This is a genomic window from Ulvibacter sp. 2210JD10-4 (assembly GCF_058148525.1).
This window is the reverse complement of the sequence record NZ_JBYVJZ010000001.1, coordinates 322,465-348,040: the sequence shown is the minus strand read 5'-3', so window position 1 is coordinate 348,040 and position 25,576 is coordinate 322,465. Positions and strand designations below refer to the sequence as shown.

Below are 25,576 nucleotides of genomic sequence, written 5' to 3'. Positions count from 1 at the left end.
AGATTTGGGGATAGATTTGGGAGTTAGTTGTATATATAATCGGGTTGGGTGTCAACCATTCGATAGTCTTCCTGAATGTGTTCACTTATTTCAAGCTTATGATATAGTTCTTTTGTGAGACTTTCTACTTCAATTTCAGTGGTTTTTAACTTTCGGGCGATCTTAGAATTATCTTTTCCTTCAGAAATGTATTGAAGTAGCTTAATTTCCAATCCGTCAAGGTCATAATGCATAATGAGGTTCTCTAAGTAAACATCTTCCATCAATTTTGCAGCATTTTTTCTATTCATAACTTCCTGTCGCTTCAGGAAGATCCGCAGTTCTGTTTGTCGTAACAGATTTTCTTCTTTAATTGCCCGCATACGATACACAATAGCATAAGTGATCAATAACATTTCAACAAGAATAGCTGTCTTAAGGTGGACCGTTTGAACACTCAGAAAGTTTATTCCAAAGTTCTTTAATACAAAGAAATCAATAGCAAAGAGTAGGGGAATACCACAAGCAATTACATAGAATTTTGGATAATTCTTACTGCTGAAAAGTAAAACACTGGCTAAAAAATAAGATGCTATTATACTGAGTAAAATGGTATTAGCAATAGTAGCAAATAGTATTTCTTTCGACACCCATGCCATAGCAACTACTATCATAGAAATACCTAACAATGTCATCGTTACCCAACGCAGTTTTGGAAAAAACTCACTCAATGTTAAATACCTTGAAGCAAACCAGGCACTAAAACCAACAGCTATGAGGAGTAATGTGGATTGTATAGCTTCAACATTTTGCAGGTCATCTATACCTAAAAACATATATAAACCGTCACTAAAGAAGAGTGTAGTAGTAATACCTGCTAACGCTAATGAATAGGCCATAAATATTTTTTCATCGAATAAGAAGTAACAGATCAGGTTAAGAAGGATAACCATAATCGCAAATCCATAAAACATTCCATTTTTAAAGGAAGTAGCCAAATTTGCATTTTGAGAGGCTGTATTAATAGTTGTAATACCGCCTTTTAAATTTTCTGTAATTCCTACAGGGGTCAATGTAATATTTTTGTAGGAATTTTCTTCAAAAGTAGAAAACTGGAAATTTGAAGCACTGGCGATATTATAATTTACCGTACTGCTTTTAGGGGAATTTTTAGGTGTATCTTCTTTAATGGTTTTGATAATCTTAGTCAGATTATTTTTAACCTTTACTTTTTTTGAAACAGCCTTAAAATCAAGACTTTTAGCACTTTCTATAGAAACAACTTTTTCTGAAAAAGCCATACTGCTTTTTACGGAAAAAGCAAACAAAAGACACAACGCGAGGGGTAAAAATTGTAGCCTCATAATAAATAGGTTTTAATAATTTGGGTACTCCAATATACATAAAAATTACATTTCACCTATTTTTTTTGCACTTTATCGATATTTTTAAAAAAAATGACTGACAAAGGTGTCAGCCATTTCAAACTTATATGATATAAAATTCTCTAACTACTTAATTATCACCAACCATATCTTCAGGTTTGACCCAGGCATCAAATTCTTCAGCAGTGAGATAGCCCAGATTAATAGCTTCTTCTTTTAAAGTAGTACCATTTTTATGGGCGGTATTTGCAATTTCAGCAGCTTTGTAGTATCCAATTTTGGTATTTAATGCAGTGACCAACATTAGGGAATTGTTTAATTGCTTATTGATGACTTCTGTATTTGGTGTTATACCTTGGGCACAATTAATATCGAAAGACAGACAGGCATCTCCTAAAAGTCGTGCAGAATTCAGAAAATTAGCTGCCATTACTGGTTTAAAGACGTTTAATTCGTAGTGACCCTGCATTCCTCCTACAGAAATGGTAACATCATTCCCTATTACCTGAGCACATACCATAGTTAATGCCTCACATTGTGTTGGGTTCACCTTTCCAGGCATAATAGAGGATCCCGGCTCGTTAGCAGGAATAATAATTTCGCCTATCCCACTTCGTGGGCCACTGGCTAGCATTCTAATATCATTTGCGATCTTATTTAAAGAAACTGCTAATTGTTTCAAAGCGCCATGTGATTCTACAATGGCATCGTGAGCAGCTAAGGCTTCAAATTTGTTTTTGGCAGTTATAAATGGAAGTTCTGTAAATTCTGCAATGTACTCGGCTACTTTAGGAGCATATCCTTTTGGTGTATTGATTCCTGTACCCACAGCAGTTCCTCCTAGGGCAAGTTCAGCCAGATGAGGTAAAGTGTTTTGTAGTGCAATAAGTCCGTGCTCCAGTTGTGATGCATAACCACTAAATTCTTGTCCAAGAGTTAAAGGAGTTGCGTCCATTAAGTGTGTACGGCCAATTTTCACAACATTTTTGAATGCCTCCGACTTGGCTAAAAGTGTTTTATACAATTGTTGTATTCCCGGAATTGTAATTTCAACCAATTTTTTATAAGCAGAAATGTGCATTCCCGTAGGGAAAGTGTCATTAGAGGATTGTGACTTGTTCACATCATCATTGGGGAGTAATGTCTTATCACCCTCACCAATTGTTTTCCCAGCTAATTGATGTGCACGATTTGCAATTACTTCATTCACATTCATATTGCTTTGGGTACCGCTTCCTGTTTGCCATATAACCAGTGGGAACTGGTCATCATGCTTTCCTGCTAAGATCTCATCGCAGACAGATGCTATAAGGTCACGTTTTTCTTCCGCAAGTACTCCCAATTCACAATTAGTGTAGGCAGCTGCTTTTTTTAGATAGGCAAAGCCGTATACTACCTCCAGAGGCATAGATGCCGGGGCACCAATTTTAAAGTTGTTACGGGAACGCTCGGTCTGTGCACCCCAAAGTTTGTTGGCAGGGACTTTTACTTCCCCCATAGTGTCTTTTTCTATTCTGTATTCCATAATGGTAATTTCTAACGCAATACAAAGGTACTTAAAACCCAAAAGTTACTCAACCATCCCTGTGGTTAATTTCATGTGAATAATTCAGGTTTTTTTATTGCTTTTTTTGAAAAAATCCTAGTATCTTTGAGGCATCTTAAAAAACGTGTTTATTATGTTCGATTTTGATCAATATCTGGGCTTTTTAGCATTTTTAACTATTTTAACCATTGGTTTTTGGTTAATGATCTTCTTAATTTCATTTATCCCGTATTGGATAGGTGGAGCATTGTATGAAAACTGGAAGTTAAAGCGTGAAGCCAGAAAAAAAGAAAGAGAATAATATTTAGAATTAATTATATACAAAAAAAGGAAGCTGTCAGCTTCCTTTTTTTATTTTATCTCTTAACAATTACATCCCTGCACCACCACCTTCAAATTCTAAATCACCACCTCCAGAGCCGTTTCCTCTTTGTCGTTTCTTCTTTTGGTTGAAGCGATACGTAAATGACAGACTGAATTGACGTTCTCTCCACTGAAATTCGCTATAACTTCGAAAGGTCTCTGCTTCGGTTAGCGATTTTCTTTTTCTTGAATTCAAAAGATCGCGTACATTGAGGCCAATTGTGCCATTATCTTTCATGATATCTTTACTGAAAGCTAAATTAAATACAATGATCCCATCTGATTCTGTTTGTGAATTGTTTCTCGGGCCCCTGTAAAATGCATTGGTCTGCCAATCAATTTTTGTAGGTAACGTTACTTTTACACTGCCACGGGCAAACCAGCTGGTATCTTCGGTTCCATAATCTATTCCGTTGAAATCCCCCTCAGTGACAAATTTGTAAAAATTAAAGCTTCCGTTCAAACGAAGCCATTTCATTGGATTGTACAGTATTCCGGCTTCAAATCCGTAGCGTTGATTTGTAGAAAGGTTTATGGGTATAGTTCTAATAATGGGTACACCGTTAGATGTAAGCTCTCCGGTGTCTTCCTTAATGCGTTCGAAAGCATCGGTTTCATATTGATAATATACAGATGATGAGAGTGTTATTTTATCCCATCGTTTTAAATACCCCAAATCGAAAGCACTTGCGTAGGCAGGGTCCAGATCGGGATTTCCTTGAAATACATTTGCTTCACTGGAACGCGAGGGGAATGGATTAATGAACCAGTGTCTGGGTCGATTGATCCTTCTGTTGTATCCTAAAGTAATATTTTCACGTTCTCCTATTTCGTAAATCAAGTTTACAGTGGGGAAGAGGCCAGTATAATTTTTATCAAAATTGATATTGAATTCATCATCTTCGTCCGATGTTACATCTTCGGCATCTACATCTCCTTTTAGCTGAGTGTTCTCCAAACGTAGTCCTAGCAAAAAAGAAAATTTACCAAACTTATTGCCGTATTGAGTGTATACCGCGTTTATATTTTCATTATATGTGAAGAGATTTGAAAGGCTGTCATTTTTTATGAAGACTCCTGTAGTGCCGTCTTCTTCTAACAATACATAATCAGTTACGGTTTCTTCAAAATTACCCCGGTAACCGGCTTCAAACTGTGCATTTTCACCTATGGGAAGAACGTAATCTATTTGTGCAAGATATTCTTCTTGATCTTCTTTTGAAGTAATGTCTTCAGAAGATAATCTCTCACTTGTAGGGTAGGTGTTTAGTTCTTCAATAAAGGATATTTCGGTTTCTTTGTCATTTTCATATTGAAAATCGGCAGTAAGCTTATGACCGTCATTACTAAAATTATTTTCATAATTCAATGATAATTGATAGCTGGTATCTTCTTCGGTTTCGCTTTCGGTTCTAACACGGGTAAGTGCCAGGTCATTGGATTGGTTAAACTCATTAGTATTATTTGTGGTAATGGTCTCATTATCTCCTAACCTAAGAAACCCCGAAGCAGTTAGTGAGGATTTTTCATTTAGATAATATTCAATACCTAAATTCGTATTGAATCCTTTTCGCAAGCGGTCATAATCACGGTCTTCAATTACTAAAGGATTCTCACGATCTTCATCAAAATAAAGATTTTCAAAAAACGCATTTCCGGGAGCATCACTATAACGGATACCGGTAGTATTGAATATATTGAATTTGTCGGTCCTTAAATTGATATTTCCGGTAATACCACTATTTAACGGCCAGCCTATATTAGTCTGAAAGGAACCATTAAGCCCCAGCGTTTTTTCTTTTCGAAGAATAATATTGATAATACCCGCCGTACCTTCCGCATCATAACGTGCTGAAGGAGAAGTAATCACTTCGACCCTGTCAATAGTTTCTGCCGGAAGTTGCTGTAAAGCATCGGTAGAGCCAAATCCTGCAATGGCCGAAGGTTTTCCATTAATGAGAATGCGTACATTTTCATTTCCCCGCAAGCTAATCGCACCTTCTACATCTACACTTACCGAGGGTACATTATTAAGGGCATCACTTACTGTTGCACCACTGGTAGTAAGATCTTTTCCTATGTTATATATCTTTTTATCAAGACGCACCTGAACTTCGGTAGTTTCGGCGCGGACAATCACCTCATCTAAGCTTTCACTATCTATTTCTAAAGAGACTGTTGGAAGTTTTGTGTTCTTAAATAGTCTTTGATTAGAAAGTTTTGTGGTTTTATAGGAAATAAACTCAAATTGTACCGTATACAATCCTTTGGGAATTTCGATACTATACTCTCCCTTTTCGTCCGTAATTCCTCCCGTGACAATTTTGTTGTCTTTATTTATAAAAGCAACCGTAGCATATTCCAACGGTAAATTGGAACCGCTTTCTGCAATTTTTCCTGTAATAATTATAGGCGTATCGTTTTGGGGTCGTTGTGCAAAAGTAAGTGTAGCAGTAAAGAGGAAAAGAAGGAAAATATTTTTTTTCATAGTTGGTTTTATCCTGTTAGACTACGAAAATAAGCTTGGGTTTAACCTACATCTGCCAAATTTGTGTTAAAAATAGAAGTGCAAACTATAAAATCTCCAGAACCTTTTCCGGGGGCCTTCCAATCACTGCTTTATTGCCGTTAATAACAATAGGTCTTTCAATTAATTTTGGATGTTCTACAAGGGCATTCACGACTGCTTCATCATCCATTTTTTTACCTTTATATAATTCTTTCCAAATGGCTTCATTTTTTCGCACCAGATCTATAGGTTTGATATTTAGCATCTTTATAATTTTCTGAAGTTTAGTTTTGGATAGTGGCTCTTCCAGGTATTTTATAACTTCAAAATCTACATTTTGTGATTCTAAGATATTGTGACATTCTCTTGATTTGCTACAGCGTTGGTTGTGGTATATTGTAATCATTTTTAGATATTTAAAGGCTTAGTTGTTTTAGTTCTTGTGTATAGTCATATTGCAGGTCCTCGTGCAATACAGCAATTTTTTTAGCGATCATCTCCTTTTGTTTTTCATAAACATACATCATGGCTTTGTTATTTTGTATGGAGGGAGAAAAGACCGCCATCTTTTCACAAAAATAGAGCAATAGTTCTACTTCGGTCTCTTTGTTTTGTGAATACCGGATGTAGCGTTTCAATGTCCGTAAAATTCTACGGATACTTTTTTTTATGTAATAATAGTTAGTGGTATTTATTTCTTCAAATAAGCCATTAAGATCTTGTTTTACACTTTCAATAAAACCGGCTTCATCATCAGCATCAAACAATAAATAGGTAAGGAGCTCTTTATTTTCAGTTTTGTGCTTTGTAAGCCTAAGTACCAGAGCTTTGAGTTCTTCGCTTGATTTGTATTTCAGTTCTTTTTTAAGTTGTGCAAGACTGGCTGGCTTCATATGTGATCTGGTTGAATGGTAAAAATACCTATTCTAATCTAATTAAGAAACAAACCCTTGTCCAGTCCCGGGATGATTCGTAACGCATTCTTATAATACACTTTTTTAAGTACTTCGTCCGGGAGGTCGAGGCCGTACATCGTCCAAAATGCATGGTATTTTTTGTGGTATGGAAAATATTCATCATCAGATTCCAAAACTCTGAAATAGGTAGGGAACTCTTCAGGTTTCCAACTATCCTTTCCAAACAGGATACGGTTCTGGTATTTTATAAAGAAAGCTTTTGCAAAACGAGGTTGACGCCCCAGTTCGGCAATAATGGCTCCAATCCCTACATGCATATTAGGCATTTCATCCAGTAACTTTCCCAGTTTTCCAAGGTCATTTGCCAGCCAACCCATATGTGCATTAATGAAACGGGTATTAGGGTGTTTTTTGAACATGCGATATTGTTCATCCATTATCTGTTGCCATGGTGCCGGATCATCATCACCACGTTTTCTGCGAGGATGCGTTTTTAGTTCCAGCCACCGTTCGTTATCTCCGTTAAATTCATCCCAAAATGGTTTTGGGTCTGCAGAGTGGATCAAGACGGGAACCCCTAATTCGCCACATTTGGCCCAGATAGGGTCCAGGCGCGGGTCATCAATTGGAATCCTCTTGCCATTTACATCTACATTTCTAAGGCCTAAGCTTTTGTATACCTTTAACCCACGTGCTCCATTTTTAATATCCTCGGCTAACTGGTTCACAGCTGCTTCTGTCCAGCCTGCTTTTCCAACACCTTCAAAATTGACATTGGCAAACACTACAAAACGATTGGGGTAATGATCCTTTATATTTTGTACCGATTTTTGCAGATCTGCACCGGAGCGGCCACTTAGGTTCACCATAATGCCCATATTTAGGGTATCCATGGCAGCAACGACGGGAGCCAGATCCTGAGTAGGCATTCTATATTGATGACCATGCACATCTATAAATGTAAACTTTGCTTTTTTTACGGTCTCCCCAGGAACGACCAGTGTAGATTTTGGGTTATATTCTTCAAAAGAAAGGTCTTGACTGTATATATAAGGACCAAATAAGATAGTAATGATGAATAGGATAGGAGTATTGATTGACATAGTATGATTTTTGTAGCTGATAAAGATAAAAAGTTGTACAAGGTCTGCATATATTTTAGCATGCCTTTAACTTATAATTCGTCACTCTTTTCTTTTTGCCCTGTCATCATTAAATAGGCTTTTAGAAACTCATCAATAGTTCCGTCGAGAATGGCATCAGTATTACCACTTTCGTAACCTGTACGTACATCTTTCACTAATTTATAGGGATGGAGTACATAATTACGGATCTGAGAACCCCACTCTATCGCCATTTTACCGTCCTCAATTTCAGCACGTTGTGCCTGTTGTTTACGAAGCTCTATTTCGTATAACTGCGATTTTAGCATTTGCATGGCTTTCTCACGGTTTTCCAGCTGTGAACGTGTTTCAGAATTATGGATGACAATTCCACTGGGGTGGTGTGTTAAGATGGCTTTGGTTTCTACCTTATTCACATTTTGTCCTCCGGCACCGCTACTGCGGGCAAAATCCCAAGAGATATCAGCTGGATTGATATCGATCTCAATACTCTCATCTGCTAAGGGATACACATATACACTTGCAAAACTGGTATGGCGTTTGGCATTACTGTCAAAAGGAGAGATACGAACCAGACGATGCACACCATTTTCACTTTTTAGCCAGCCAAAGGCATAATCGCCTTCAATTTCCAGAGTAACTGTTTTTACACCGGCTACATCCCCGGCCTGGTAGTTCAATTCTTTTACTTTGAAGTTGTTTTTTTCGGCCCACATCAAGTACATACGCATTAACATACTTGCCCAATCACAGCTTTCGGTACCTCCGGCACCGGCAGTTATTTGCAATACAGCACTAAGATCATCACCTTCTTCACTAAGCATATTGCGAAATTCTAACGCTTCAATGGCTTCAATGGCTTTGTTAAAACGGCTTTCTACATTTTCGGCAGTACCTTCACCTTCTTTAAAGAAGTCAAAAATGACCTCGGCATCATCGGTTAGGGAAACAGCAGTTTCGTAATCGGAGACCCACTTCTTTTTATTCCGAAGTACTTTCATGAAAGCTTCGGCTTCTTGCGGATTGTTCCAAAAATTGGGGTCGAATGTCTTTTCTTCGTCGTTAGAAATTTCTATTTGTTTACCAGCAACGTCAAAGATACCTCCTTAACGCATCCAGGCGATCTCTAAGATCTTTTAACTGATCATGTGTAATCATAGTGGGTAAGAATTTTCAACAAAAATAGAATTAACCTTTACAAACTGAAACTATTTTAAACGAATTTTATAGATTTAGGGCTAACTAACTGTATAGTAGTTCTAAATGCAACCTTAAAAAGGAAGCTCACGGGGAGAACTTCTTACATAAAATAAATCTTATGAAGTATGTTACATTTATGGTAGCAGCATTCTTCGGAGTGTTTGCAATGTCTGCACAATTTTTATCTGAAAAGAAAAACCTTTTGAAGTTTGAAGGTTTATTCGACTTCTACTATTCCGAAGCAGAAGGAAACATTTATCTTGAAGTAGACAAGCTCAATACTGAGTTTTTATATGTTCATTCGTTGCGTACTGGTCTGGGTTCTAATGACATTGGACTGGACAGAGGGCAATTGGGAGGAGGAGAGATTGTAAAATTCGTAAAAGCGGGAAACAAATTGTTACTTATTCAACCAAATTTACAATATCGTGCAAATACTGAAAATGAACTGGAAAAAAAATCAATTAATGAGGCTTTTGCACGTTCCGTACTCTTCGGGTTTGAAATAAAGGAAACCATTGCTAACAAATATATAATAGATCTGTCCCCTTTTTTATTGTTAGATGCTCATGGAGTAGTTAAAAGCTTGAAAGATCATAAAGAAGGCAGCTATAAATTAGATGAAACCCGAAATGCGCTATGGTTGGAACGCACCAAGGCTTTCCCGAAAAATGTAGAATTTGAAGCTATGCTCACTTTTGTAGGTGAACCTACAGGTAGTAATTTAAGTAGTGTTGCGCCAAACCCAAATTCAATTTCGGTAATACAACACCACAGCTTTGTAGCATTACCGGATAATGACTACAAACCACGTGTATTTGATCCTAGATGTGGTTCGTACCCTATGATGTATATGGATTATAGTTCGCCTATTTGGGAACCTATTACAAAACGTTTTATTACCAGGCATTATTTAGAAAAAAAGAATAAAAACGAAGCCATTAGTGAAGCTGTAGAACCCATCATATATTATCTGGACCCCGGAACCCCGGAACCCATACGTTCTGCATTAATGGAAGGTGCCAGCTGGTGGAACCAGGCCTTTGTAGCTATAGGTTATAAAGATGCATTTCAGGTAAAGCTTTTACCTGCAGATGCAGATCCTATGGATGTTCGGTATAATGTGATACAATGGGTACATCGCTCTACACGTGGCTGGAGCTATGGATCTACTATTACCGACCCAAGAACCGGTGAGATCATTAAAGGGCATGTAAGCCTGGGAAGCCTTAGAATCCGGCAAGACTTTATGATAGCACAGGCTTTAATGAACAAGCCTTTTGCCGAAAGAGATGACAATCATCAACAAATGTTGGATATGGCCCTGGCGCGAATTAGACAATTATCTGCACATGAAATTGGACATACACTTGGTTTTGCTCATAACTTTGCAGCGAGCACCAATCACAGGGCAAGTGTAATGGACTACCCTCACCCGACTTTGACTTTAAAGGATGGACAACTGGATTTTAGTAATGCCTATGCTACCGGAATAGGAGAGTGGGATAAGGTAACGGTCGCATACAGCTATAGTGATATTCCTGATGGAGTTGCAGAAAAAAAAGCCTTGAGTTCTATTTTGGATGCAGCTTTTGCAGAAGGGCTTCGGTATATATCTGATGGAGATGCTCATGCACAGGGAGGCGCACATGCGAAAGCACATTTGTGGGATAATGGTGCAAGTGCTTCGGAAGAATTAGAAAACCTCTTGAAAATAAGAGAAGTTGCATTGGCTAATTTTTCGGAAGATAATATCCGTACAGGAGAAGCATATACAGTATTGGAAGATGTATTTGTCCCTTTGTATTTTTATCATCGTTTTCAAACAGAGGCAGCTGTAAAGCTCATAGGGGGACTAGACTATAATTATGCTGTAAAAGGAGGTAATGGTCTTATTGTGAAAAATCTTCCGAAGAAAACACAAAAAGATGCTTTAGAAGCGGTATTAAAAACATTAGATTCCAAAACCCTTGCGATTCCCGAAGATAAATTGAAATTGTTCCCACCACGTGCATATAGCTATTGGCGATCAAGAGAATCTTTTAAAAGTAATATGAGTGTAGCGTTTGATGCTCTGGGAGCTGCTGCGACTGCAAGTGATATGACATTAAAGTTATTGCTTCACCCTTACAGGGCCAATCGTCTGGTGCAACAAAAAGCGACAGATTCTAAAAACCTTGGATTAGAAGAAGTTTTAGATGAGTTAGTGAAAACTACGTTTAGTACTTCGGAAAACTCCTCTTATGTAAAAGAAGTGCAAAGGACCATTCAGTTTGAAACATTACAGCATTTAATGAATCTGGCACTAAGTAAACAAAGTATTCCACAAACTAAAGGTATTGTAAATCAAACTATAGATGACCTTGCAAAAGACCTGTCCGGAAAAGAGGATGTTTTTTCCAGACAATTAACAAGAGAAATCACTACTTTTAGGAAGGATCCTGAAGAGTTTAAGGTAATTTCCGCACCAAAAATTCCAGATGGAAGCCCAATAGGGAGTTACCAGTGTTTTAAGGTAGACCCGTAAAAATTTTTAAAAATGAAAAACGTAATTATTGTTTTTGCACTTGTGTTCTCTACATTGAGTTTGGCTCAAAACGATGAGGCTTATGTAGAAAGTCTGGTTTCGGAATTTACATCTAAATTAGAAAACCGAAATATCAATTCCTGGTTTGTAAATAAACGATACTGTTCCGGTACTATTGAAATGTTTCGATTAGAGGATGGTAGTATGTGTACTTCAAAAGGGACCTATGTTGAAGCCTATTTATTTTGGAATGATGATGGTAAGCCAATGATTAAAAAATTTGACAATTGCGGGATGTATTATTCTTTGGAGTTGAGTAATGCCGAAGCTATGGAGTTTATGCATACTAATGCTTCTGAACTCAAAGACGGAATTGTAAAAAAATACAATTCAGAATCCTTGGACGGCATACCAAAATTAAGAACCGAAGTACATAATTGTTTTCGGGATTTTGAGTTTACCATAGAAGAAAATTCTTTTGGACAGAGCTATAATTTATTTGATCTTACCAATGATTCTGAAAGCCCCAATACACACTTTGAATACAATAATAACCTTGAAGTAGTAAGGCTTGATAAATTACTGGATAGTTTTATAGCGGAGATGGAACCCAAATTCCGAAGACAAAATTAATAGAATATATGATTATTGATCTGCGAAGTGATACGGTTACCAAGCCTACACCCGGAATGCTACAAGCTATTCTAAATGCCCAAACCGGAGATGATGTTTATAAAGAAGACCCAACCGTAAATAAGCTGGAGCAGTATTTACTTGAATTGTTTGGGATGGATGATGCGTTGTTCTTTCCTACCGGGAGTATGGCAAATCAAGCTGCTATAAAATTACATACACAACCGGGAGAACAATTAATTTGTGATAAATGGGCACATGTATATAATTATGAAGGAGGAGGTGTTTCATTTAATAGTGGAGTTTCATGCAAGTTACTGGATGGAAAACATGGGATGATTACCGCATCTCAAGTTGAAGAAGCTATTAATCCACCCGACTTTTATCATAGCCCGTTAACCTCTCTGGTCTGTATTGAGAATACTACTAATAAAGGAGGCGGGGCATGTTATGATATGGATGAAATAAAAAAAATTAAAAAGGTTTGTGATACACATCATTTAGGGATGCATTTAGATGGTGCGCGGTTAATGAATGCTATTGTGGCAAAAAATGAAGAACCAAAGCAATACGGGCAATTATTTGATACAGTTTCTATATGTTTAAGCAAAGGCTTAGGAGCTCCATTGGGGACCGTATTGTTAGGAAAGAAAGAACTCATGAAGAATGCCATACGTATTCGAAAAATTTTAGGTGGGGGAATGCGGCAAGTAGGATATATGGCAGCTGCCGGATTATATGGACTGGAACATCATGTAAATAGATTGGAGGAGGATCACAAAAAAGCTTCGGAAATTGCTTCGGTGTTAATGCAACAATCTTATGTAGAGAAAGTGGAACCTACAGAGACCAATATTGTAATTTTCTACCTAGCCCAGAATCATTCCGAAGAAAAATTTATAAATGATCTATTCCAAAAAAATATTAAAATTAGTAATATGGGGCAAGGAAAGCTTCGTATAGTGACGCATTTGGATTATACAAATGAAATGCACCAACACTTTTTAGATGTATTAATGTCATATCAATAAAAAACCTCCATAAGTAAGGAGGTTTTTTATTTTTAAAAAGTAAACAAAACTTTATACTTCTTTCACTTCTGCTCCGGGTGCATTTTTTGCAACAGAAGTAATCCCATTGTTCATTCCGGATTCACCTGCATACATTTGGCTACTACCAACAATTTGACCATTGGTGGACTTCACATTAAAATGGAATTTACCGTTTTTTGCCGTTTTTCTTTCAATACATTTCTCATCACCACAGTTTTTCTTTACAGATTCGATACCATTCATAGCAGAGGCTTTGGTAGCATACATCTGGCTGGAAAGGATTACTTGGCCATTCGCGGCTTTTAAAACAAAGTGATATTTATCACCACTCTTCTTTAGTTCAAACATATTTTTAAGTTTAAAAGTTAGACTTGAAATTTCAGAAGTTAAAGATCGCAAAAAAATAATTGTCTATAAATTTTATGCTTACTTCATTTTGGAATTTTTTGTGTTTTTCATCGGATAATTGCAATTAGTTGTCGAAAACACAGGGTCACTTTAAGAATTTGCTATCAAAACTTTAACAGAATTAGAAACCCATCAACTAGTTTTGTCCTCGAAATATTTATAATTAAACATTAACAAACATGAAAAAATTTTTCCTTTTAGGTCTTTCACTATTAGTTACTTCAGTAGCTTTTGCACAGGACCTTCCTGCAAACCCAGAGCCTGGTAAATGTTATGTGCGCTGTACTACTCCAGACGTATATGTAAATGAAACAGTACAAGTCATGACGAAGCCTGCTTATAAAAAGTTGAGAACTGTTCCTGCACAGTACGAAACTCAAACAGAACGAGTAATGGTAAAAGCTACAGGAAAAAAACTAAGAGTCATTCCTGAAAAATGGGGAACAGAAACTATTACTTACGTCAAAAAACAAGGTGCTTCAACTTTAAATGTAATACCCGCTTCCTTTTCAAATGATTCAGAAACCATTGAAATTAAACCGGCCTATGCCCAGTGGGAATTAGGTGCTCCTGCACCGGATTGCGCTTCCAGTGACCCAAATGATTGTCGTTACTGGTGTTATAAAGGATATCCAGCCGAATATACTACTGTAAATGTTACACGTTTGGCAAACGATGCTTCTACTAACAGAAATCCTATTCCGGAAAAAGCAGGAACTTATACCAAAAGGGTAGTTACAGAACCTGCCCGCGTAGTTGAAGAAGAAATTCCTGCTGAATATGCAACTATTACAAAAACAGTAATGGTAAAAGATGCTCAGGTAATTGAAGAAACTGTTCCGGCTGAATACAAAACGGTTACAAAAGAAGTTTTAAAAACCAAAGGAGGCTTAACTACCTGGAAAGAAGTTGAGTGTGCTTTAGTAGAGTACCAGGCACTACCTATTAACTGGAATTTAAACAGTGCTACTTTAACTGCACAGGCAAGAAATCTTATTGATACACGTTTATTACCTGTATTGGCTCAAAATCCGGGAGTGAAGTTAGAGATTGCTTCTCATACGGATTCAAGAGGTACAGATGTTTCAAATCAAGACCTTTCTGAAAGAAGAGCTCAAGCAGTTGTTAATTACCTTAAGACAAAGGGCATCAACAGTAGTTTGTTAGTCGCAAACGGATATGGAGAAAATAGATTAAAGAACAGATGTGCAGACGGAGTATCATGTACAGAACGCGAGCATGCGGTTAATCGTAGAACGGAGTTTAGATTGATAAATAACTAAACATACACACAAGACCATTAACAATTTTAAAAGAATTCCCTTTTTTGGGAATTCTTTTATTTTTAGGATCTTTGGCATAAATTATGCTGCTAGAGATCAAAATAAATTAGGTATGAAGCACTTTTTGATTTTTACTTTTTTACTACTCACCGGTATATCTTATGCGCAAGATGATGCTGCAAAACTTAACTGGCTGACAGACCTTCAGGAAGCAAAAAAGACTTCAAAAGAACAAAATAAGCCCATACTTGTTTATTTCACGGGAAGCGACTGGTGCAGTCCCTGCAAAATGCTAAAAGAAGATTTCTTTCACAATCCGGAATTTGAATCACGTGCAAAGAAAATGGTACTTGTAATGATCGACCTGCCACGCAGAATAGATATACTTAGTGAAGAACAACTAGCCTATAATAAAAAGATCATCGCCAAATACAATAAAGAGAAAACCTTTCCTAAATTAATGATTTTGAATTCCAATGGAAAACAAAAAGGGAGACTCTCCGGTTACAGTTCCCTGAGAGATACCAGCAATCATTTTGCTTTTGTCGACCACCACCTAGAAAACTATAGATAAACCCTATTTAAACAGGTCCATACCCGGGATATCAGGCATTCCCTCTTTGGCAACTGATGCAATTTCAGCTTCATTGATACTTGTTGCCTTTTCTATAGCCTTATTTAGTATTAGAATAAGATAATCTTCCAATTGCTCCTTATCATCTAACAAAGAATCATCTATACTAATCTCTTTAATAGCACGGTTTGCCGTGAGTGTTATTTTTAGTAGCCCGTCATTGCTTTGTTCGTCAATTAATACTGTATCAAGCCTTTTTTTTGTTAACGTTACCTTTTCTTGGGTTTCTTTTAATTTACCCATCATTCCCATAAGATCTCCAAACATTGTTTTGTATTTTTTATTCGGTGCAAATTTACTACTTTGCAATTATACAAATCAACCTTTCGTATATGAAAAATTTAATAGCTATTTCCATTGTTTCTACTATTTTTGCTGCTTCGTGCAATACTAAAGAAACTTCAAAGCCAACTATGGATATTACTCCTCCTAAAGCCGATAAAATTGCCAAACACCTGGAGATACACAACGATGTACGTGTTGACAATTATTACTGGCTCAATCAAAAAGACGAACCTGAAGTAATCGATTATTTGGAACGAGAGAATGATTATTACGATAAAATGACGGCTTACACTAAGAAATTCAAAGAAGACCTTTTTGAAGAAATGAAAAGCCGTATAAAAGAAGATGATGAATCTGTACCTTATTTCTATAATGGGTATTATTATATTACACGCTTTGAAACCGGAAAGGATTATCCGGTTTATACTCGTAAGAAGAGTTCTTTAGATGCAGAAGAAGAAGTGCTGTTCGACGTCAATGAAATGGCCGAAGGCCATTCCTTTTATAACCTTAGAGGCATCAATATAAGTTTGGATAATAAATGGGCAGCTTTTGGAATAGATACCCTGAGCCGGAGAAAATATACGATCTACATAAAAAACTTAGAAACGGGTGAGATCTTACCACAATCAATAGGGGTTACTACCGGAAGTTCTACTTGGGCAAATGATAATAAAACGTTGTTTTATACCCGAAAAGATGAACAGACCCTACGTTCCAATCAGATATTTAAACATACACGTGGAACAAATCCGTCTATAGATGAATTAATTTTTACGGAAGACGATGAGACTTTTAGTACCTATGTATACAAATCAAAATCTAATAAATACCTGATAATTGGTTGTTATAGCACTTTAACTTCAGAATTTCAAATACTAGATGCCAACACTCCGGAAGGTAAGTTTACTATTTTCCAACCTCGTGAAAGAGGTTTGGAATACGGCATTTCGCATTATGGAGACAGCTTCTACATTCTTACAAACAAAGATGATGCTACCAATTTTAAGTTGATGAAAACTCCGGAAAAAAGCACCTTAAAAGAGAATTGGAAAGATGTGATTCCGCATAGAGATGATGTTTTAATGGAGGACATTGATATTTTTAAAGACTATTTAGTTGTAAGTGAGCGTAGTAATGGATTGAACAAACTACGCATTATGCGATGGGATGATACAGATGATTATTATTTACCGTTCGATAATAAAACTTATACAGCATATACAACACAAAACCCTGAGTTTGATACAAAAGTACTTCGGTACAGGTATAATTCTTTGACAACACCGGCTTCTGTGATAGATTTCAATATGGAGACTCGTGATAAGACGATCAAAAAAGAAGTTGAGGTTTTAGGAGGTAAATTTGATAAAAATAATTATGAATCACAACGCGTTTGGGCCACAGCAGGAGACGGTACTAAAATACCAATATCAATGGTATACCGTAAAGGAATTAAAAAAGATGGTAGCAACCCATTGCTTATTTATGGATATGGATCCTATGGGGCTACGATAGACCCTTATTTTTCATCTTCAAGATTAAGTCTTTTGGACCGTGGTTTTATATTTGCTATTGCTCATGTTAGAGGAGGGGAGTACCTTGGAAGACAATGGTATGAAGATGGTAAATTATTGAAAAAGAAGAACACTTTTACAGACTTTGTTGATGCTTCAAAATTTTTAATTTCCGAAGGATATACTTCCAAAGACCATTTGTATGCTTCGGGAGGTTCTGCCGGAGGCTTGTTAATGGGAGCAGTATTGAATATAGCTCCCGAAATTTATAACGGGGTAATCGCATCGGTCCCTTTTGTAGATGTAGTAACTACCATGTTAGATGATAGTATACCATTAACTACGGGTGAATACGATGAATGGGGAAACCCTAATGAACCGGAATATTATAATTATATGAAATCATATTCCCCTTACGATAATGTTTTGGCAAAAGAATACCCAAATATCTTTGTAACAACAGGTTATCATGATTCACAGGTTCAGTATTGGGAACCTGCAAAATGGGTGGCAAAATTACGTGAATTAAATAAAGGAGATAACCATATATATTTTCATACCAATATGGATGCTGGTCATGGTGGGGCTTCCGGACGTTTTGAGGCTTTAAAGGAAGTCGCGATGGATTATGCTTTTTTACTCGATCTGGAAGGTATAGAAGAGTAATTAAAATATTTAATGTAACTTTGTACGGTTTTTAAATTTAAGAATAATCGCTTAAGTTTTATAAAAAACTCCCTTATATGAAAGAAGGAATACAAGCCCATAATAATGTGTTGGATCTTATTGGTAACACACCATTAATTAAACTCAACAACATTACCTCACAAATGGATGGCAACTATTTCGCCAAAGTTGAAGCTTTTAATCCGGGGCACTCTACCAAAGACCGTATTGCACTTTATATTATAGAACAAGCCGAGAAAAAAGGTATATTAAAACCCGGCAATACTATCATTGAAACTACCAGCGGAAATACCGGTTTTAGTATTGCAATGGTAAGTATTCTTAAAGGGTATGAATGTATTCTGGCCGTAAGTTCAAAATCTTCAAATGACAAAATTGATATGTTGAAGTCCATGGGAGCAAAAGTATATGTTTGCCCTGCCCATGTGAGTGCTGATGATCCACGTTCGTATTATGAAGTTGCAAAGCGGATCCACAATGAAACTAAAGGTTCTGTTTATATCAATCAATATTTTAATGAATTGAATATGGATGCCCACTATACTACTACCGGGCCTGAAATATGGAATCAAACAAATGGTAAAATAACCCATTTAGTAGCTTGTAGTGGTACCGGAGGAACTATTTCAGGAACAGCTAGATTTTTGAAAGAGCAAAATCCGGATATAAGAGTCATTGGAATAGACGCATTCGGTTCGGTGTTACAAAAATATCATGAAACCCGAGAGTTTGATGCAAACGAAATTTACCCATATCGTATTGAAGGCCTTGGAAAAAATTTAATTCCTACTGCGACAGATTTTGAGGTTATTGACAAGTTTATTAAAGTAACAGACGAAAGTAGTGCGCATACAGCCCGTGAACTTGCAAAAACCGAAGGATTATTCGTAGGATATACCAGTGGTGCAGCAATGCAGGGGCTTAAGCAACTGGAAGAAGAAGGTGAATTTATGACAAATAGTAATATCGTTGTTATTTTTCCGGATCACGGATCACGCTATATGAGCAAAGTTTTCAGTGATGATTGGATGAGCCAACAAGGATTTTTTGATGCTAAAACTGAAAAAGGAGCATCTATAGAATATATTAAATAAATACAGAATACTAACATATTGAAAACCGTCGCATAAAGTGACGGTTTTTTTATTTCTATCTTCTGAAAGAAAATTTATATGTTTTCATAGTAAAATTAAGTATTTTTGCCCCTTACAAAGAAACAAGCTGTATTGATGAAAGATTTATTTGATAAGATATACAAGGATAAAGGACCTTTGGGTAAATGGGCAGAACAAGCAGAAGGATATTTTGTTTTTCCAAAACTGGAAGGGCCTATTTCAAACCGAATGCGATTTAGAGGTAAAGAAGTGATCACTTGGAGTATTAATGATTACTTAGGTCTTGCCAATCACCCTGAAGTTCGAAAAGTAGATGCAGAAGCAGGCGCAGAATATGGTTCGGCTTATCCAATGGGAGCTCGTATGATGAGTGGCCATACAGACCTTCACGAACAATTGCAGGAGGAATTAGCAGCTTTTGTTAATAAAGAAGCTGCTTATCTTTTAAATTTTGGATACCAAGGTATGGTCTCCACTATAGATGCTCTGGTCGCAAAGGATGATGTGATTGTATATGATGTGGATGCACATGCTTGTATTATCGATGGAGTTCGTTTGCATTTAGGGCAACGTTTTACCTATAAGCACAACGATATGGAAAGTATCGAGAAAAACCTGAAACGTGCAGAAAAGGTAGCTCAAAAGACCGGTGGTGGAATCCTCTTGATTTCTGAAGGTGTTTTTGGAATGAGGGGAGAGCAGGGGAAACTGAAAGAAATAGCTGCTTTAAAAAGAAAATATAATTTCCGCTTTTTTGTTGATGATGCACATGGCTTTGGAACACTTGGTAAAAAAGGAGCCGGAGCTGGTGAAGAGCAGGGTGTACAAGATGCCATAGATGTATATTTTGCAACCTTTGCCAAATCAATGGCTAGTACCGGTGCTTTTATTGCTGCAGATGAAGAAATTATAAATTACTTAAAATATAATTTACGCTCACAAATGTTTGCAAAATCATTGCAAATGCAATTGGTAAAAGGTGCATTAAAGCGTTTGGATATGCTCCGTACAAAGCCAGAGTTAAAAGAGAAATTGTGGGAGAATGTCAATGCACTACAAAATGGTTTAAAAGAACGTGGCTTTGATATTGGAACTACACAAAGTTGTGTTACTCCGGTATACTTAAAAGGAAGTATTCCTGAAGCAATGGCATTAGTGAAAGACTTACGTGAAAACCATGGAATTTTCTGTTCGATCGTGGTCTATCCCGTAATTCCAAAAGGACTTATTTTACTTCGTATGATTCCAACCGCATCTCATATTTTACAAGATGTATCTGAAACTTTAGATGCATTTTCAGCTATACGTGAACGTTTGGAAAATGGAACTTATAAAAGACTTTCCGCTGCTGTTGCAGCTGCAATGGGAGAATAGTTTATACTTTTTCTAAATATCTTTTCTGAAAGTACTGCGCTCTTTGTGTTGTACAGGGCTATAATCTTTCCACAAAAGTTGTACAGCAGTATTTTCAATAAGCTCTGGATTAGTTTCTACCGTATGAATTCCTTTAGCATTGAACAGCTGTTGCATTTCTTCAAAAATGACGGCAGTAACACCTTTTCCCTGATATTCGGGATCAATACCTATTAAATAAAATGCAGCTTTGTGATTCTTCTTCTGAGCTTGTAAAATATGATACCACCCAAAAGGAATTAGTTTTCCATTGGCTTTTTTAAGTGCTTTGGAAAAAGAAGGCATCACTACTGAAAAAGCAATTAGCTTTCCTTCTTTATCCTTAATACAAGTGATGTAATCAGGATGTATAAAACTGAAGTACTTCTCTTTATAATAATCAATTTGATATTGTTGAATAGGAACAAATGTCTGGAGGGTATTATATGTTTTGTTCAATAGACCAAACATTGCATCTACATAAGGCAAGATCTCTTTTTTATTTTTAAACCGAATAACGGTCAATTCATAACGTTCACGAATTAATTTTGAAAACTTCTTTACTTTTTCGAAAGCTTCATCTGGAATGCTAAGGCTGTATTCCACCCAGGTGGCTTGTTTTTTGAAGCCTAATTGCTCCATATGCCTGACATAGTAAGGATGATGATACCAAGTGATCATGGTATTTAGCTCATCATAACCTTTTGTAAGTATTCCGGCTTTTTCCATATTGGAAAAACCCACAGGGCCTTCCACATATTCCAGATTATTAGTTCTACCAGCTTCAAAAGCTTCTTCAAGTAATGCTTTAGTAACCTCAATATCATCTATCATATCCAACCAACCAAAGCGAACTTTTTTCTTCCCTATTTCTTCTACCTCTAAATGATTGATAATAATTGCAATCCTACCTACTATTTTCCCATCTTTATGGGCTAAATAATAAGAAGCATCGGCATTTTTAAACACCGGATTCTTTGTAGCATCCAAGGTTTCCATTTCGTCTTTTATTAACGGCGGAACCCAGTATTTACTACCCTTGTACAGTTGGAACGGGAAGGTTACAAACTGTTTTAATTCTTTTTTGTTGGTTACTTGTATTATTTTAATCATACGCTAATCTGCTAAAAACCACCATTGCCACCCTCTTCACCACCGTCATCTTCAAAACCATCTTTTCGTTTGTTCTTTTTCTTCTTCTTTTCTTTCTTCTCTTTCGCTTTTCCTTTTCTTTGCTTTCTGTTTTCGCGCCCTGCCTTTCCTTTTTCTTCGATGTATTCGTCTGTGTCGTGCATATCAAAACGATAAGCAGCTCCAATTCTTCCATAGAGGCGGGAAGGAGTATCTTTAAAATTAGCAATTACAGACGCGTCAACGTGAAAATTTTCATTGACAAGGATTGCAACTCCACCTCTAAATAATTGATCTGCATAAAAATCACTTTTAATACCTTGATTCTCTACAAATACAGAAAACCAGTCAGTTGGAGTATGGGTCAAAGTTAGAACATAAGAATATAGAGGTTCGTCTGTAGTCACTCTATCAACAATGATATTGGTTACAAATACAAAACCTCCAATCCAATTATTTTGTGTAGACAGAACTAGCTTGGGACTAATGGTCATATCGTCTAAAGAAGTGGAAAAAGGGTTTGTGAGTTTATCTATCGGGTTTTCAGTGAAATCAAAATTGGCCCCGGCATAGACAGCAACAGCGGGAATTAAGTCTTTCCATTGAAACTTGAAATTTGCCTTCCAACTGTATAAATTTGGCCCTTCTTGTTCCATCTTTCGATAGGGGTCATAAATTAAATACTTGGCACCGATAGTATTACTTCTAAAGTTACTCACTTTTCTTTCTTCAACAGGAGAAAACTGTAGAAACGTATTTGTGTTTGATTGATATTCTCCAATCAAACTTACCTCTAATTCTTCTTTTAAAAAGCCATAACGTACACTGTAATCTAATAGAAAGGCGTTGGTCTCTGTTTGTAAAAGACTATGTTTTTCTTTCCCTAAACTTATACCACCTTCAAACTGAAGTACATTTTTTCCTACTGAAAACGCACCTTGTGAGGCACCGGGCCTGTTAGAATTTAGTTCGTCTGTATATTGAGCCGAAACATATAAGAAAGGAAATAGAAGGAGAAAAAATAGGAGGTAGTTTCGGGTATTCATAGAATATTGAGTTTAGTTCAAAGATATAAGATTTTATCATTTATTTAATAGTTGATTTTCGTCTTTTTCTACTTCAATTTGTACTTTTGACAAAGATTGCTATCACTATGATGACATTTTTAAAAACGTTATTAATCATCCTTCTGGTATATTACGGGTTAAAGTTTCTTGTAAAATTTTTAACACCTTATTTTATGCGGTATATTGCTAAGAAAGCCGGACAGAAGTTTGAACAAGCCTTTGGTAATGCTTCGCACCAATCTCCCAAAACACAAAAAGAAGGTAGTATAAGTATTGATAAAATGCCTTCCACAAAAAATAAATCCAAGTCTACGGTTGGTGAGTATGTGGATTACGAAGAAATTGATTAATTTTCAAACTTCATAATTCACTTACAGCCTATGCAGCGTTCATTTAAGGATTTTCTTCCACATCTAGTTGTTCTTTTATTATTTATAATTGCTTCATTGGCCTATTTTAGTCCGGTTCTACAGGGAAAAAAGATCTTTCAAAGTGATATTGTCCAGTATACAGGTATGGCAAAACAACAGAATGATTTCCGTAGAGCCACCGGAGAAGAAACCTACTGGACAGATGCAGCTTTTGGGGGGATGCCTACCTATCAATTAGGTGCCAAATACCCTCACAATTACATAAAGAAATTAGATCTTACTTTACGTTTTCTGCCTCGACCAGCAGATTACCTTTTTCTATATTTTATAGGAATTTATATACTCTTTTTGGTGTTGAAAGTTGATTATAAACTGGCTTTTCTTGGAGCTTTGGCCTTTGGTTTTTCTACCTACCTTATTATTATTCTGGGGGTAGGGCATAATGCAAAAGCTCATGCAATTGCTTATATGCCTTTGGTTTTAAGCGGAATTATACTCACTTTCCGTAGAAAATATGCTTATGGATTTATTCTAATGACAATAGCACTGGCTTTGGAACTGGTAGCAAATCATTTTCAGATGACCTATTATCTTTTATTGCTTGTGATTGTAATTGGGATAGTCTACTTTATAGATGCATTTAAAAAAGGATTACTGCCACATTTCTTCAAATCTGTGGCAATAATGGCTTTAGGAGTGCTAATTGCAGTAGGTCTAAATGCTACGAATATCATGGCTACTAAAGAATATGCCGATGCATCCACGCGTGGTAAAACAGAATTAACGATTAACCCCGACGGAACTCCAAAAGCAGAAACTACCGGGCTTGATTATGATTATATTACCGAGTATAGTTATGGAAAGCTGGAAAGCTTTAATCTGTTTATCCCTCGTTTTATGGGAGGAGGTTCAAGTGACCCACTTCCTGAAGATTCTGAAACAATTGATGCATTAATCCGCATCGGGGCTTCCCCTCAGGATGCTAATCAAATATTAAATCAAGTACCGGTGTATTGGGGAGATCAGCCTATTGTTGCTGCTCCCGCATATATTGGAGCTGTAGTCATTTTTCTGGCTTTGTTGGCTTTATTTTTGGTGAAAGGCCGATTAAAATGGTGGGCTGTTGTGGCTTTTTTATTGAGTTTGTTTTTATCATGGGGTAAAAATTTTAGTTTTTTAACCGATTTTTTTATTGATTATGTTCCTTTATACAACAAGTTTAGAGCAGTTTCTTCTATTCAGATAATTATCGAATTGGTGCTACCTATTCTTGCTGTAGTAGGCTTACACCAATTTTTCAGCAACTTTGAAAAAGAAGAGGTCAAAAAGAAAGCGTTGCTATATACAACCGGGATTACTGCAGGTATTGCTATAATTTTTATTCTTTTTAAGTCAACATTATTTGATTTTGCCAGCCCTTACGATAAATTTTTCATCGAAGAACTGGGACTCCCATTTATTGAAGCTGTTCGTGAAGACAGAATGTCTTTAATGACCATGGACACCCTTCGTTCTTTGGTTTTTGTACTCTTAACTGCCGGAGCCTTGTGGCTTTTCCTAAAAGCAAAAATAAAAGAAACTGCTGCTATAGTTGTACTTACTCTATTAGTTGTTATTGATCTGGTAAGTGTAAATAAACGTTATGTTAATAATGACAATTTTGTATCTGCCAGAATGGTTGATGCGCCTTTTCAAAAAAATGGAGCAGATATTCAGATCTTGGAAGATGACGAACATTTTAGGGTATATGATGCCACAACCAATCCTTTTACCAGTGGACGAGCCAGCTATTACCATAATGCATTAGGAGGATACCATGCTGCCAAACCGGGTAGAATTCAGGATATAGATGAGTTTTATTTAAGTCAGGGAGATATTGGGATATTAAATATGATGAATGTACGCTATATCATTACGCAAGGGAAAAACGGAGGAGCTGTGGCACAACGTAACCCATATGCCAATGGTAATGCCTGGTTTGTCGAAAATGTGATGTTGGCTGAGAATGCTGATGAAGAAATCAGGTTGTTAGATAGTTTGAACACTAAAAAAACCGCAGTAATTCATAATGACTTTCTTGATAAAATCCCACTCGAAAAAATTGAAAGAGACTCTACTGCTACCATTGAGTTGGTACAACAACAGCCTAGCCATTTAGTATACGAAGCTTCTACAAAAACGGCGCAACTTGCTGTATTTTCCGAAATATATTACCCAAAAGGTTGGAATGCCTATATCAATGGTGAGCCGGCAGAACACATTAGAGTGAACTATGTTTTAAGAGCAATCCCAGTTCCGTCTGGCAATAATAAAATTGAATTTAAGTTCGAACCATCTGTTGTAAAAACCGGGAGTACCATTAGTCTAGCAAGTAGTATCCTCTTGCTTTTGGTTATATTAGGTGTAATTTTTTATACGTACCGAAATAAAGGAACAGAAGCTAAAGCATAA

At 36.5% G+C, this 25,576-nt stretch carries 22 protein-coding genes; 11 read left to right on the top strand and 11 right to left on the bottom strand.

Features of this window, described 5'->3' with window-relative positions; all coding sequences use genetic code 11:
- Window positions 1-23: 23 nt before the first annotated feature.
- Together ACY2RT_RS01705 and fumC are read right to left on the bottom strand one after the other, a co-directional pair.
- Window positions 24-1,280 (bottom strand): 7TM diverse intracellular signaling domain-containing protein, encoded by a 1,257-nt coding sequence (locus ACY2RT_RS01705; protein ID WP_490154141.1) that lies wholly within the window; start codon window positions 1,278-1,280, stop codon window positions 24-26.
- A gap of 214 nt (window positions 1,281-1,494) precedes the next feature.
- Window positions 1,495-2,889 (bottom strand): class II fumarate hydratase, encoded by a 1,395-nt coding sequence (gene fumC / locus ACY2RT_RS01700; protein ID WP_490154140.1) that lies wholly within the window; start codon window positions 2,887-2,889, stop codon window positions 1,495-1,497.
- A 154-nt stretch (window positions 2,890-3,043) separates the two neighbouring features.
- Here fumC and ACY2RT_RS01695 point away from each other — a divergent pair, with 154 nt between their 5' ends.
- Window positions 3,044-3,211 (top strand): hypothetical protein, encoded by a 168-nt coding sequence (locus ACY2RT_RS01695; RefSeq protein ID WP_490154139.1) that lies wholly within the window; start codon window positions 3,044-3,046, stop codon window positions 3,209-3,211.
- A 69-nt stretch (window positions 3,212-3,280) separates the two neighbouring features.
- Here the strand turns inward: ACY2RT_RS01695 and ACY2RT_RS01690 are convergent, their stop codons facing one another.
- From ACY2RT_RS01690 to prfB, 5 genes are all read right to left on the bottom strand, one after another.
- The gene (locus tag ACY2RT_RS01690) at window positions 3,281-5,761 is read right to left on the bottom strand and encodes a TonB-dependent receptor (RefSeq protein WP_490154138.1); all 2,481 of its coding nucleotides are present in this window, start codon (window positions 5,759-5,761) and stop codon (window positions 3,281-3,283) included.
- Window positions 5,762-5,846: 85 nt separating this feature from the next.
- Window positions 5,847-6,188 carry an arsenate reductase (glutaredoxin) gene (gene arsC / locus ACY2RT_RS01685; protein WP_490154137.1) on the bottom strand — a complete coding sequence of 114 codons (342 nt, stop codon included), beginning with the start codon at window positions 6,186-6,188 and terminating at the stop codon, window positions 5,847-5,849.
- Window positions 6,189-6,198: 10 nt separating this feature from the next.
- The gene (locus ACY2RT_RS01680; RefSeq protein ID WP_490154136.1) at window positions 6,199-6,675 is read right to left on the bottom strand and encodes a hypothetical protein; all 477 of its coding nucleotides are present in this window, start codon (window positions 6,673-6,675) and stop codon (window positions 6,199-6,201) included.
- Window positions 6,676-6,713: 38 nt separating this feature from the next.
- Entirely contained in the window at window positions 6,714-7,802 is a 1,089-nt protein-coding gene (locus ACY2RT_RS01675) for an amidohydrolase family protein (RefSeq protein WP_490154135.1), read from the bottom strand.
- 71 nt (window positions 7,803-7,873) lie between these two features.
- Window positions 7,874-8,981 (bottom strand): peptide chain release factor 2 gene (gene prfB, locus ACY2RT_RS01670; protein WP_490154134.1). Its coding sequence is split into 2 segments (ribosomal slippage): window positions 7,874-8,917 and window positions 8,919-8,981, totalling 1,107 coding nucleotides; the frame shifts between segments, so codons are not numbered across the junction.
- 160 nt (window positions 8,982-9,141) lie between these two features.
- Between prfB and ACY2RT_RS01665 the strand changes: the two genes are divergently transcribed.
- Genes ACY2RT_RS01665 through ACY2RT_RS01655 form a run of 3 tightly spaced genes read left to right on the top strand, consistent with a single transcriptional unit; the run spans window position 9,142 to window position 13,214 of the window.
- Window positions 9,142-11,550 (top strand): zinc-dependent metalloprotease, encoded by a 2,409-nt coding sequence (locus tag ACY2RT_RS01665; protein ID WP_490154133.1) that lies wholly within the window; start codon window positions 9,142-9,144, stop codon window positions 11,548-11,550.
- Window positions 11,551-11,562: 12 nt separating this feature from the next.
- Entirely contained in the window at window positions 11,563-12,183 is a 621-nt protein-coding gene (locus ACY2RT_RS01660; RefSeq protein WP_490154132.1) for a hypothetical protein, read from the top strand.
- Between the two features lie 8 nt (window positions 12,184-12,191).
- The gene (locus tag ACY2RT_RS01655; RefSeq protein WP_490154131.1) at window positions 12,192-13,214 is read left to right on the top strand and encodes a threonine aldolase family protein; all 1,023 of its coding nucleotides are present in this window, start codon (window positions 12,192-12,194) and stop codon (window positions 13,212-13,214) included.
- Window positions 13,215-13,265: 51 nt separating this feature from the next.
- On the opposite strand, the gene ACY2RT_RS01650 is transcribed toward ACY2RT_RS01655, so the two are convergent.
- A complete protein-coding gene (locus ACY2RT_RS01650; protein ID WP_490154130.1) occupies window positions 13,266-13,583 on the bottom strand; it encodes a YegP family protein in 318 nt (105 codons plus the stop codon).
- A 239-nt stretch (window positions 13,584-13,822) separates the two neighbouring features.
- Here ACY2RT_RS01650 and ACY2RT_RS01645 point away from each other — a divergent pair, with 239 nt between their 5' ends.
- Both ACY2RT_RS01645 and ACY2RT_RS01640 read left to right on the top strand, forming a co-directional pair.
- Window positions 13,823-14,926 (top strand): OmpA family protein, encoded by a 1,104-nt coding sequence (locus ACY2RT_RS01645; protein WP_490154129.1) that lies wholly within the window; start codon window positions 13,823-13,825, stop codon window positions 14,924-14,926.
- A 112-nt stretch (window positions 14,927-15,038) separates the two neighbouring features.
- On the top strand, window positions 15,039-15,500 hold the full coding sequence (locus ACY2RT_RS01640) for a thioredoxin family protein (protein ID WP_490154128.1): 462 nt from the start codon (window positions 15,039-15,041) through the stop codon (window positions 15,498-15,500).
- A 3-nt stretch (window positions 15,501-15,503) separates the two neighbouring features.
- Here ACY2RT_RS01640 and ACY2RT_RS01635 read toward each other — a convergent pair whose 3' ends face one another.
- Window positions 15,504-15,827: a YbaB/EbfC family nucleoid-associated protein gene (locus ACY2RT_RS01635; protein WP_490154127.1), complete on the bottom strand. Its 324-nt coding sequence runs from the start codon at window positions 15,825-15,827 to the stop codon at window positions 15,504-15,506.
- A gap of 65 nt (window positions 15,828-15,892) precedes the next feature.
- Between ACY2RT_RS01635 and ACY2RT_RS01630 the strand changes: the two genes are divergently transcribed.
- The 3 genes from ACY2RT_RS01630 to capB all read left to right on the top strand — a co-directional run bounded on the left by ACY2RT_RS01630 (window position 15,893) and on the right by capB (window position 20,538).
- Window positions 15,893-18,028: a S9 family peptidase gene (locus ACY2RT_RS01630; protein WP_490154126.1), complete on the top strand. Its 2,136-nt coding sequence runs from the start codon at window positions 15,893-15,895 to the stop codon at window positions 18,026-18,028.
- A gap of 77 nt (window positions 18,029-18,105) precedes the next feature.
- Window positions 18,106-19,143: a cysteate synthase gene (capA, locus tag ACY2RT_RS01625; RefSeq protein WP_490154125.1), complete on the top strand. Its 1,038-nt coding sequence runs from the start codon at window positions 18,106-18,108 to the stop codon at window positions 19,141-19,143.
- Window positions 19,144-19,278: 135 nt separating this feature from the next.
- A complete protein-coding gene (gene capB, locus ACY2RT_RS01620) occupies window positions 19,279-20,538 on the top strand; it encodes a cysteate-C-fatty acyltransferase (RefSeq protein WP_490154124.1) in 1,260 nt (419 codons plus the stop codon).
- Window positions 20,539-20,550: 12 nt separating this feature from the next.
- Here capB and ACY2RT_RS01615 read toward each other — a convergent pair whose 3' ends face one another.
- Both ACY2RT_RS01615 and ACY2RT_RS01610 read right to left on the bottom strand, forming a co-directional pair.
- Complete coding sequence (locus ACY2RT_RS01615; RefSeq protein WP_490154123.1) at window positions 20,551-21,669, bottom strand: GTP cyclohydrolase; 1,119 nt, start codon at window positions 21,667-21,669, stop codon at window positions 20,551-20,553.
- Between the two features lie 11 nt (window positions 21,670-21,680).
- The gene (locus tag ACY2RT_RS01610) at window positions 21,681-22,733 is read right to left on the bottom strand and encodes a transporter (protein WP_490154122.1); all 1,053 of its coding nucleotides are present in this window, start codon (window positions 22,731-22,733) and stop codon (window positions 21,681-21,683) included.
- Window positions 22,734-22,840: 107 nt separating this feature from the next.
- Between ACY2RT_RS01610 and ACY2RT_RS01605 the strand changes: the two genes are divergently transcribed.
- Window positions 22,841-23,104: a DUF4834 family protein gene (locus ACY2RT_RS01605; protein ID WP_490154121.1), complete on the top strand. Its 264-nt coding sequence runs from the start codon at window positions 22,841-22,843 to the stop codon at window positions 23,102-23,104.
- A 30-nt stretch (window positions 23,105-23,134) separates the two neighbouring features.
- Window positions 23,135-25,576, top strand: a complete 2,442-nt coding sequence (locus tag ACY2RT_RS01600) for a YfhO family protein (RefSeq protein WP_490154120.1) — start codon at window positions 23,135-23,137, stop codon at window positions 25,574-25,576.